Source organism: Arthrobacter sp. KNU-44, from assembly GCF_051843155.1.
In the GTDB taxonomy this organism is placed as follows: Bacteria; Actinomycetota; Actinomycetes; order Actinomycetales; family Micrococcaceae; genus Arthrobacter.
Genome location: NZ_JBPXNG010000003.1, coordinates 11913 through 22160, shown reverse-complemented (window position 1 = coordinate 22160; position 10248 = coordinate 11913). Strand labels below are relative to the sequence as shown.

Annotated in this window: 9 protein-coding genes; 4 read left to right on the top strand and 5 right to left on the bottom strand. The window is 61.0% G+C overall.

The window, feature by feature from the left end; translation table 11 throughout:
* Nucleotides 1–46 precede the first annotated feature (46 nt).
* Both ACSVHC_RS23565 and ACSVHC_RS23560 read left to right on the top strand, forming a co-directional pair.
* Nucleotides 47–2044 (top strand): N-6 DNA methylase, encoded by a 1998-nt coding sequence (locus ACSVHC_RS23565; RefSeq protein WP_439181444.1) that lies wholly within the window; start codon nt 47–49, stop codon nt 2042–2044.
* Entirely contained in the window at nt 2041–3405 is a 1365-nt protein-coding gene (locus ACSVHC_RS23560) for a restriction endonuclease subunit S domain-containing protein (protein ID WP_439181443.1), read from the top strand. Before ACSVHC_RS23565 ends, ACSVHC_RS23560 begins: the two co-directional genes overlap by 4 nt.
* Nucleotides 3406–3422: 17 nt before the next feature.
* On the opposite strand, the gene ACSVHC_RS23555 is transcribed toward ACSVHC_RS23560, so the two are convergent.
* The 3 genes from ACSVHC_RS23555 to mobC are packed head-to-tail and all read right to left on the bottom strand — an operon-like array spanning nt 3423 to nt 6180.
* Nucleotides 3423–4211 (bottom strand): hypothetical protein, encoded by a 789-nt coding sequence (locus ACSVHC_RS23555; RefSeq protein WP_439181442.1) that lies wholly within the window; start codon nt 4209–4211, stop codon nt 3423–3425.
* Between the two features lie 17 nt (nt 4212–4228).
* A complete protein-coding gene (locus ACSVHC_RS23550; protein WP_439181441.1) occupies nt 4229–5788 on the bottom strand; it encodes a relaxase/mobilization nuclease domain-containing protein in 1560 nt (519 codons plus the stop codon).
* Nucleotides 5788–6180, bottom strand: a complete 393-nt coding sequence (mobC, locus tag ACSVHC_RS23545; protein ID WP_439181440.1) for a plasmid mobilization relaxosome protein MobC — start codon at nt 6178–6180, stop codon at nt 5788–5790. The genes ACSVHC_RS23550 and mobC overlap by 1 nt, the downstream gene beginning before the upstream one ends.
* 248 nt (nt 6181–6428) lie before the next feature.
* On the opposite strand from mobC, the gene ACSVHC_RS23540 reads away from it, so the two are divergent.
* Nucleotides 6429–6725, top strand: coding sequence for a hypothetical protein (locus ACSVHC_RS23540; RefSeq protein WP_439181439.1), 297 nt, complete (start codon nt 6429–6431; stop codon nt 6723–6725).
* Nucleotides 6726–7206: 481 nt separating this feature from the next.
* On the opposite strand, the gene ACSVHC_RS23535 is transcribed toward ACSVHC_RS23540, so the two are convergent.
* On the bottom strand, nt 7207–7779 hold the full coding sequence (locus ACSVHC_RS23535; protein WP_439181438.1) for a hypothetical protein: 573 nt from the start codon (nt 7777–7779) through the stop codon (nt 7207–7209).
* 829 nt (nt 7780–8608) lie between these two features.
* The gene (locus ACSVHC_RS23530; protein WP_439181437.1) at nt 8609–9208 is read right to left on the bottom strand and encodes a recombinase family protein; all 600 of its coding nucleotides are present in this window, start codon (nt 9206–9208) and stop codon (nt 8609–8611) included.
* A 193-nt stretch (nt 9209–9401) separates the two neighbouring features.
* On the opposite strand from ACSVHC_RS23530, the gene ACSVHC_RS23525 reads away from it, so the two are divergent.
* The gene (locus ACSVHC_RS23525; RefSeq protein ID WP_439181435.1) at nt 9402–10202 is read left to right on the top strand and encodes a hypothetical protein; all 801 of its coding nucleotides are present in this window, start codon (nt 9402–9404) and stop codon (nt 10200–10202) included.
* Nucleotides 10203–10248 lie beyond the last annotated feature (46 nt).

Below are 10248 nucleotides of genomic sequence, written 5' to 3'. Positions count from 1 at the left end.
GGGCGCCCCGGTAGTCTGGTTCCAGCCCCGTCAAGAAAGAGCTAAAGTGCCTGCCACCCAAACATCCCTCGCGCCCTCCGTTGTCGTAGTCGATTCCGTCCCGGACGGCAAGGTCTCCGACTTCCTTACAGGGAAAATCGTCAACGACACGCCTGAGGAGTACGTTCGGCAAAACCTTGAGAAGGCAGTCGTGCGGCAGTACCGCTATGACGCACGAAACTGCGCGCCTGAGTTCTCCATCAAAGTGGGGTCAAGCCGCAAACGTGTTGACATTGCTATCTTCCGGGACGGCTTGGAACACAAACAGGAGAACGTGTTCCTGATCGTTGAAACGAAGAAGCCGGGAACCAGTCCCTCGAACAGAAAGGAAGGCATCGAGCAGCTGCAGTCCTACATGGCTTCATGCCTCAACGCAGAGTACGGGTTGTGGACCAACGGCGACGACAGGTACTGCTTTGCAAAGCGCAGCAATGCAACTGGCTTTACGTACGAAGAAATCATCGAGATCCCGGCTTTCGGTCAGAGTGAAGCCGACGCCCAACGGCCCCATCGACGCGACTTACGTCCGGCCACCGCGGACAACCTCATGTTTGCATTCCGCCGGTGCCACAACTTCATTGCGGCCAACGAAGGCAAACAGAAGCCCGAGGCCTTTTGGGAACTGCTCAAGCTGATCTTCACAAAGATCGAAGATGAGCGGTCCCCTGAAATCAGCTTCTACGTAACAGCGAGCGAACGCAGCAACGCCACAATGGCCGGATCGGCCAAGAGCCGCATCCAGGAACTCTTTTCGCGCCGCGTGGTCAGTAAGTACCCGAGCATTTTCTCGGCCAATGACGCCATCATCGACCTCAAACCGACAGTCATTGCTTACGTGGTTAGCCAACTCCAAGCCTTTTCACTCCTGGCCTCGCCCGTTGATGTCAAGGGTGTGGCCTATGAAGAGATCGTGGGCTCGAATCTTCGGGGAGACCGTGGCGAATTCTTCACGCCCCGAAATGCCTGCCGTATGGCGGTCACCATGCTCAATCCTCAGCCCCAGGAGGTGGTGCTTGACCCGGCGTGCGGTACCGGCGGGTTCCTCATCACAGCCATGAACCACTCTCTTGCGTTCATCGAAGCCGATGAACGCAAGAACTGGATGGATCCCGCCGCGGGAACTGAGGAAGAGCGGCAGGAACTCTACCGCCGTAGGACCGAATATCTGTCCAGCTGCGTCAACGGAATTGACCTCAACCCTGGGCTTGTTCGGGCAGCAAAAATGAACATGGTTATGAACAACGATGGGTCGGGTGGCCTTTGGCAGGCGAACAGCCTTGAAAGTCCTCATACCTGGGAGCAGTCGCTGCGAGAGAAAATCCGCTACGGGTCCGTTGATGTCATAGTCTCAAACCCGCCGTTCGGGGCCAACATCGTCATCGATGACGAGGATCTTCTGGCCCAGTACGAGCTGGCCGCCATGTGGGATAAGGACGAAAACGGGCAGCTGAGTATCCGTCGAAACGCGAACGGCATCCCCGTTCTGCAGAAATCTCAGCCGCCAGAAATTCTATTCATCGAACGATGCATTCAGCTTCTGCGCGAAGGCACCGGCCGAATGGCAATGGTCATTCCCAACGGCATCCTCAACAACCCAGGATTAGCGTACGTCCGCACTTGGCTGCTGCAGAACGTACAGATTCTGGCTGTAGTCGATATGCATCGCGACCTCTTCCAGCCAAGAAACGACACTCAGACGTCCATCGTTGTCATGCGCCGGCTTTCAGCTGAGGAGAAAGCGATCGCGCAGTCGGATGGTCTCGACTATCCGATTTTCATGGCTGTCGGAGAGAAAATCGGCCATGACAAGCGCGGCAACACCATCTACCGTCGCACGGCGGAAGGCGCTGATGCCATAGCAGTGCGCACCGAGACCATAAGCGAGATCGATCCCGAGACCGGGGAGGAAATCCTCAAGGAGATAGAGGTCCGGGAGCGACAAGTGGACGACGAACTCCCGGACGTTGCGACGGCGTATCTCCGCTGGTTGGGTGAACAATCATGATTATTGCCCCAGTCCGCTCTCGCTTTGCCCGCGAGGGTTTGAGACTCGACGCTAAATTTCACTGCTCGCCGGGAGTGCAAGCTGCGGAGCGGCTTGTCATGCTGAAGGCGTTGGGCATCGATACCCAGACCGTTGGCGGGGAAAACGGATTGGGTTCCATTGCCCCCACGAGCCGCACGAAGAGGGTCTATGCCGGGCCAGGGGAGTCCAGCATCCCTTACCTCAGGCCTTACGATGTCTTCGACTACCTTCCTGAAGCTGCGGACCTGCTGTCCGCTACCGAAGGTTCTGCTGCGGCGCTGATGCCACAGGCGGGGACGATCCTGCAGACTTGTTCAGGCCGCAACCTGGGCCCGTTGGCAATTGCGGACGAGTACATAGCTCAGTTTGCTCTCAGCGACGACATGCTGCGGCTAAGCATCCAAGACGCCACCATTCGCAACTATGTCTTCGCTTTCCTAAGCTCGCCCACAGGTCAGGCCCTGTTGACGCGTAACAAGACTGGCGGAGTCATTGACCACTTGTCGGCAGATGACATGGGTGCGGTTGAAGTTCCCTTCTTTGAACCGGCCTTCGTGTCGTCAGTCTCTGCGCGTGTGCAGCAGTCGCTGCAACTGCGCGAAGCTGCCCGGCTGCAAATCGCCCGGCTGGTTAAAGAGATTGAAGACAACGCCCCATACGAAACCCGAGACGCCGCAATGAAAGAGGGTTGGTCCGTATCTGCCAGCCAGCTCAATGGACGGTTGGACGCGGCTCGCCATGACCCCGAGGTATCAAGAACCCGTGCAGCACTGCTGGCCGCTGGCGGCACGAGATGCGGGGATATCGCAGAGGCAAACATCCCTGGACGATACACCCGGTACTACGTTGACGAAGCTTACGGACGTCCCATCGTTTCTGGCCGCCAGCTCCTCCAAACCAATCCAGTTAACATGCGCTATCTTGCAGCTCGATCCGTGGATTTCACGAAATATGAACTCCTCCAAGGCATGATCGCATTCGGGGCCGAAGGCCGGGCGGACGAAAGAATGGCGATCCCCGTCCTCATCACTGAATCCAGAGCGGGGTGGCTCGCAAACAACCACGTGATGAGGATTAAGTGCCTTCCCGGCACCAACCCGGGATCACTCTTCCTAGCGTTCTCTACTCGTCAGGCACAGCTCCAGGTCCGCGCTCTTTCTTGTGGCTCAGTTGTAGACGCCGTCTACAGCGGTGACGTTGAGAACATCATCCTGCCCCAGGTCCCCGAAGAATCGGGACGGGCAGCGTTTGATGCATGGGTAAACCTCGATCGCGCAAACACCTTGCAAGCCGAAGCCATCCAGCTGATTCAAACTGAAATTGAGCAACGCGCAGTCTAAACACTGATGCGAGACGCCTAGCGTCCCATGCCCTTTTGCAGGAGCTTCGTCTGGCCGTTGGTGCCGCGTGTCTTGCGGGCCTTCGGACTGCGCCCTGGAGCGTTGGCCACCGCGGCGCTGGGCGGGGTGCCCTGGTCCTGGTCGGCGCTGAGCCGAGCCTGAACAGCTTCCTTGTCCGCGATCCCGTCCAGGCTCGCCGCCAGTCCCTCGCGACGCTTGGCCGAGTCGTAGGTGAGACCAGCCTCGTCACGCAGCGCCTCGGGGCGTTCATTCTCCTCATTGGTGGATTGCTGGCGGGCACGGTCTTCCCGGTCAGCCTCAGCGAGCAGCTGCGCCGCCTCGGCGTTCTCTTCACTGCCGGTGCCGCGTTCCTTGTCGGCCTGGTCCCGGTCACGCTCCGCTTTGGCCAGTGCGGTCGCCACGGACGTTTCATCAGCGCCCAGGTTGTCCACGTCCAGCCCGTAGCGTTGCTGCACCTGGTCACGGATCGTCTCGGCCGCGTTGCGTGCCGCGGGGTCGTGGTCCTTCCATGCCGTAGCTGCCTCGTGGACGCGCTCAATGTCGCGTCCGCTGGCGGTGTCCCACCAGCGGTTGTCCATGGCCGGGGCGAGCTGTGCACGCGCTCCTGCGCGCTCCGCGTCGAACCTGGCCTGCAACTCCCGGGCCTGCTGTTCCTCGGCCGCCTGCGCGCGGCGCAGGGCCTGCTCATGTGCCCTGGCCACCTGCTCACCGAGTCGGCCGGCGACGGTCAGCCCGACGCGTGACATGCCCTCGATAGCTTCCTCGATGCCGTCAGATTCACTCATGGTTCCCCCTCCTGGTGTTATCTCTCAATGTCCGGGCGAGTGATCCCGCCACGGGTGGTTACGTGGGTGCGTGCCTGTTCGTACTTGGGTGGAACAACGGAGCCGGCGGCACGTGCCTGGGTCTGCCCTGCGGCGCTCGTGCGTACAGCTTCGGCCGCCTCGCCGTCCACCGCCTGCACCGGCCCGGGGATGCTCGGCAGGGCGGCGGCAACCTGGCTGAGCTGCTTGCGTACCAGGTCGTTGATCTGCTGTGCGCGGCGCAGGTCGTTGGATGCCTTGTGCATGTCGTGGACGGCCTTGGCGACGTTCAATAGCTGGCGCAGCATGATGGCCTGGGCAGTGGTTCCCGTGCCGCCCATGGTGGCCGCCATGAGGAGCATCGACGCACCCCTGGCGGACGGTCCGACACTCTTGATGGGGCGCACCGGGTAGCGGCGCAGTTGGGCTGTCTTGGACAGTTCGTCCGCAGCGGCCGCGAGTGGTCCCGGTGTTGCCTCGGTGGCCGTGGACCATGCCGCGAAAGCTCCGGAGGTTTCGCGTGCCACCTGTGCCCAGGTGTTGTGATCATCCAACGGAACGTTGCGTAGGTTCTCGCGCAGTTGCGCAATCTCACTGCTGTACCGTTCCCACATCTGCGGGTCCGGTTCGTGTCCTTCACGCCCGATGTTGATGGGCCGGCGGCCGCGCGCTGCGGCTCCCCATTCGGCTACAGCCTCGGTCGCCAGCTGCGGGCTGTCGTTCCAAGCGCCGCGCAGTCTGGGCAGGGTCAAGTCCTTGGCCAAGTGGCCGCCACCGTACCAGACGGGCCGCACGCCCTTGGCCGGACGCTCGGCCACGGAGTAGCCCACCACAACATCGTCACGTCCTGCTGCAAAACGCGGTTTGATCATGGCACCGGTACGGCGGAACCGGCGCACAAACTCCGCCTCATCCTGTGCGGCAGTGGCACAGGCCCGGACCTTGCGGGCCAGTGAACGGCGCTCCGGTTCCTGTGCGCCTCGTCGCTCTGCGGCTTCGCGTTCGCCCGGGCGCAACCCGCGCATGGCGTAGACCGGCGAAAGCTCTTCCAGACCGTGCTTCTTCTCCAACGTGCGCGCACATTCCTGCGCCCTCTTGAAGTCGAGGTGGCTGCTCCATTTGGTGCCGTCTTCGCGCACCATGGAAGCGGCAATATGGATGTGGTCGTTACCGGCCTTGCTGTGGCCGTGGCGGATTGCCACCCACGAGACCGGGGCCTTGCCACTGGCCTCCGTGAATCCCATTTCGTCCATGAAGTCATTGGCGATCTCTGCCCACTTCTGGTCTGTCAGGTCGCCTTCCTCGGCGCGCAGGCTCAGGGAGCAATGCCATACGTGACCGCCCTTGACGTCCACTCCCAGAACGTTCTTCGCCTGGTCGAGCTGGTGCGCGATCGACAAGGCAGCGTCGCGGTTCAGCTGATCGTCGTCGTGCCACGCCATGATCGGCGCGGAACCTGTCACCAGGTGCGGATCGGTGTGTTCGTTGGCACGGCCCGGCCCTGCCAAGTACACCAGCAGTCCGGCCATGCGGTCACCCTTGGTGATGTTCGGAATCATCAGCCGGCCAACCCGTCGATGATGCCGTTCATCCGGTCCGCAATTGCACGCACGCGGCCCAGGGCCACGCGGGCTTCCTCGGGAAACTCGTCGGTGGCGTTGGCATGCCTCGCAAGCTGGTTCACGTTGTTGGACAGTGCAGCGAGGTAGCGGCGTGCCGCCATGAACTCAGTTGCCAGGGCGCGACGCTCGGCCAGTGAATCGGAGGACTGCGCATACAGGGCAGCACTGACCAGGATCTCTGAGGGGCTGCGGCCGGTCTGCTCTTCCAGTACGTAAAGGCGGGTCCGCTCCTGCTCCGACATGGACACGCGCACGTATTGGGTTTCACCGTCGATGTTCGCACGGCGACGACGGTTCAAGCGACGGCTGGAACTCTGTTCCTCGGCCATTGCAGTACCGCCTTTCCATGCCCAGCGCAGCGCCCCGGATTCTCCGGGATCACACATCCAGTGTGACGCATCCTCGACACGAAGTCGAGGATCAGGCCCACTTATGGCACATAAGTGTATAGCTTGCTCCGCCTGATGGATTCATGAAGAGAAACTCACCTTCGCAAACGGAGCGTGAACGGCTTCGCCGTCTGTCTCTATTCAGCAGTCCTGGCGGGTTGAAAACGCGCTCGGTTAGACTGGGTGCCATGGCTACCCACATTGATGCAGAAAAGATCGAAAACGAGTTGCAGCAACGCCTCAGCAACCGCATGGACTCTGTGCGGGAGCTGGTCAAGTCGAGGCAGAAAGTGGCCGACGCACGCGACACCCTGCGCGCGGCCGAAGACGAAGACGCTCGCCGCTACCAGGCGGCACTCACCGCGGGCTGGACCGCCGACGAGCTGCGCTCGGCCGGCCTCAGCGAACCGGAGAAGAAGCTGCGCGTACGCAAGCGCGCAACACGTCGAACCACTCCGACGCCGGAGGCGTCGGAACCCCACTAAGAGCCGACGCACCACGGGTAGCCTCTCGCCCACATATGCACAGCAAAAGCTCTACCCTCCGGGCTTTTCCTGCACACATGATGGACAACAGGAACCAGCTGACCGCCTGCACACAACCGCCAGGTCACCACGGCCACGAACGTCACCGAAGACAACCGGCGGACGTGCCCATCCTCGGAACACGCGGCGCGGGGAAAACCGGCAGAGTTTCCCATGGTCCAAGCCTAGGACGGCCGTCTCCCCCGCCGTCGTAACCGGGTCTTTTCATCCGGGACGACACACATCTGCCGACCGGGGCCGGGCCAACGCAGGCACAGGAACCGTGAAGTCGTTCGCAGCTTTTAAGGCGCTCAGGGGTCTTCCGACTTGGTAACTGGCGGAGACTACCACAGCCGGCGACGGCGACACTCACGACCACAAACCACCAGAATCTTGCCGGACACCCGTTGGCCTGTACCGTGCAAAGAGGCTGTCAGGATAATTAGGAAAAGGTACTTGACCCCAAGTAGAGCTGCCGAATCCTTTCGCCAACCTTTTGTTGCGCGGGCTCGAGGGCAGCAACGCCATCGGCGCGAACGGCTGCGGCCTCTGCGAGTGACCGTACGAACGCGGAACGTCCGAAAGCTTCCTTCACTCGCTTGACGCTCGCCCGGATGTCATCGTCAAGTACGAGGGCTTCCAAGCGACTGAGGTCTTGGGTGGCGACCAGAGCGTCTGAATCCTCTTGGGATCCGATGCGTGCATCCCTAATGGCTCCATTCTCGTCAGCCTGCTTTTCAAGAGAACGCAGCACCAAATACTCACTCCGGGCATACGTGAGCAGGGCCGTATGTAGCTCTTTCGTGACTTCGAGCTCGAAGGCTTCGCGACGGTCCTCGCGCTTCTGACCCCGCTCAGACCGGCGCCCAATCTCTTCGCGGGCTCTGATCGATTCTTCTTTGCGCTCGTCAGTTCTGCCGTTGAGCCACCAGCCTAAAACGAACGAGAGGACGGATGCTGCGAGCGGCACGATCGCCTTTGCCAATTCAATACAAAACTGTTGCCAGTCCGTCATCTTGCTATGCCCTCGTCCATCACACCTTTCTATCAAACTCGGTCAGAGATTCTATTCCGCTGACAGGCGGGGGCTGTGTCCGGGGGCTGTTAAGGTTTGCTTGACACTTTGACCTGCCCCAGGGAAGCCGACTACCGCCGCTACTGTATAGAAGGCCGGGAAAAATGGGCCAGTGAACAGATTACAAAATGGGGAGACACGCGACACATGACTTCGAGCAAACCGGGACCAGGCCCAAGCCTGGGAGCAGATTTGGACAACAAACATTCGAGGATAAACGTCTGGGCCTTGTTGATTGTTCTCACGATCCTAGCGGTGGCCGTACTAGTCGTCGACGGGATCCTTTTATCGAAGGTAGGGAGCGTAGCTGGAAATGCTTTATCCGCCACCCTCGCTGGCGTCGGTGGGTTCCTGCTGATGTTCGGGGCAACGGAAAGACTGGGCCTCGTGAAATCCAACTGGCGAGAGAAGTGCATCGTCGCCGGGGGTCTTCTCGTTGGACTGGGCGGCGGCGGAGTAGCGTGGTCTGCGTGGGTCGCCTTAGCTGAGCAACTGGGCCCAAAGGGCTAACGCGCCCGGGCCCCCACAGCCGGCCGCGCCGGTGTGACTGTTAACCGAGAATGGCGATTTTTCACAGCTCTGTGTGGCGGTTTTCGACCGTTCATCCCTGGCTGCGACCGAGTGTCAGGAGGCGTCTGGGATTCCGGCTTTCTGGCGCGCCCGGGCCCCCACAGCCGGCCGCGCCGGTGTGACTGTTAACCGAGAATGGCGATTTTTCACAGCTCTGTGTGGCGGTTTTCGACCGTTCATCCCTGGCTGCGACCGAGTGTCAGGAGGCGTCTGGGATTCCGGCTTTCTGGCGCGCCCGTTCGACGGCGCGATAAACCGTGGAACGGCCAACAGAGAACAGTTCGGCGAGTTCATACATAGTGTGCTCACCGGCGGTGTGCAGCTTGACCAGGTGCGCTTCCTGCCTGGGTGAGAGTTTGGGCTGCTTCCCGCGCAGCCGGCCCTTGGCCCTGGCGACCTTCATGCCTTCGCGGGTACGGGCCCGGATGAGGTCGCCCTCGAACTCGGCGACCATCGCCAGGACATTGAACAGCAGCTTGCCCATCGGGTCCGCAGGATCATGCACCGAACCACCGATGCTGAGTTTCACCTCACGGCCAGCGAGGTCGTCAGCAATCTGATGCGCGTCCCGGACGGACCGGGCCAGCCGGTCCAGTTTCGTCACGACAAAGGTGTCCCCGGCGCGGCAGGCGGCCAGAGCCTCACGCAGCCCTGGACGGTTCCTGTCTCGACCGGTGAGGCCATGATCGACATAAATCCGTTTGGACTCAACACCCAAGGCTGCCAGCGCATCCCGCTGTGCGGTGAGGTCTTGTTCGTCGGTGGAGACTCTCGCATAACCGACCAGTAGCTCAGCCATGTGTAGCAGTGTGCCACATATGGCCCCCTCACCGGTCAGTTCACCGGACTGGTCATACGGGACGGTCCGCGGCCCGGAACCTCAGGAAGGCCGGTCAGCGTCAGTGCTGTCCGGTGGAGGACCGGCTAACGGGCGCGGTCCGGGAGCTGGTCGGGTCCCTTCGTCTCAGCGACCTGCCCACTATTCTGACCTCATGGCTATTGGAAAAGTTGCACGCACACCGGACGACACCATGGAAGCCCTCCGGGTGCAGATCCGCCTTTTGGTCGCCTCGTGCAAAGCCTTCGACGATGGCGAGACAATAGAGGCCCTGAGAATAGCCACCTCTCTTCGTCTCCTTATTCACCAGACCTCGAATTCTCATTCCCTCCTTGGCCAGGTGGGGCTGCGCGAGAAGCTGTACGTCTTGGACTCTGCCGGTGAGGTCGTGCCGGGTTTGGAGGCGCCTACCTTCGGCCTAACTGGCGTTCACATGGAAGTTGTCGGAGACCATGAGTCATTCAAGAACTCCTACATACCAGCGTTTGGGAACAATCTTCACCGGATCCAGCCCGATGTTCGGACGCAAGTGCATGAGCTCATCAATGGACGAAAGGCGCCGCGCGCCCCCGGAATGCACCAAAAGATCGAATCCTGGTGGGACCAAACAGTCGTGAGCGTCCCCTCGATCGGTCATCACTTCAGCAGGAAGCGTCTGGTGTGCACGACGGCGAATCAAGACGGAGGAGCCCACGTTGACCCTGGGCTCGACGAGGACTATCACGCCCTGACGAAGGCCAATTCTCTTGGTGTCCATGCCGGAGGGAACAAGGACCAAGTGAGCCTGACTTGGGGTAGCCAAGATGGCCGGCTCGCGGACCGTCCCGACGTTGAGCTAACATCTCCTGGCTCCCCTGTTCCGGCATGCCTTCGACAGATCGCTTGGGAGCTTCTCAGAAGCTTAGAAGGCCAACAGCCTGCGCTCTGGAGTGAGCCAAATGCCCTCATACTATGACGCCGTAGCGTCTATAGCGGGGCCGGCACCAAGGCGCCGTAAACGG

What these genes read in the sequence shown, in the direction of transcription:
- ACSVHC_RS23560 (WP_439181443.1), top strand. Translation starts at nt 2,041, where the DNA reads ATGATTATTGCCCCAGTCCGCTCTCGCTTTGCCCGCGAGGGTTTGAGA.
- ACSVHC_RS23555 (WP_439181442.1), bottom strand. Translation starts at nt 4,211, where the DNA reads ATGAGTGAATCTGACGGCATCGAGGAAGCTATCGAGGGCATGTCACGC.
- ACSVHC_RS23550 (WP_439181441.1), bottom strand. Translation starts at nt 5,788, where the DNA reads ATGATTCCGAACATCACCAAGGGTGACCGCATGGCCGGACTGCTGGTG.
- mobC (WP_439181440.1), bottom strand. Translation starts at nt 6,180, where the DNA reads ATGGCCGAGGAACAGAGTTCCAGCCGTCGCTTGAACCGTCGTCGCCGT.
- ACSVHC_RS23540 (WP_439181439.1), top strand. Translation starts at nt 6,429, where the DNA reads ATGGCTACCCACATTGATGCAGAAAAGATCGAAAACGAGTTGCAGCAA.
- ACSVHC_RS23535 (WP_439181438.1), bottom strand. Translation starts at nt 7,779, where the DNA reads ATGACGGACTGGCAACAGTTTTGTATTGAATTGGCAAAGGCGATCGTG.
- ACSVHC_RS23530 (WP_439181437.1), bottom strand. Translation starts at nt 9,208, where the DNA reads ATGGCTGAGCTACTGGTCGGTTATGCGAGAGTCTCCACCGACGAACAA.
- ACSVHC_RS23525 (WP_439181435.1), top strand. Translation starts at nt 9,402, where the DNA reads ATGGCTATTGGAAAAGTTGCACGCACACCGGACGACACCATGGAAGCC.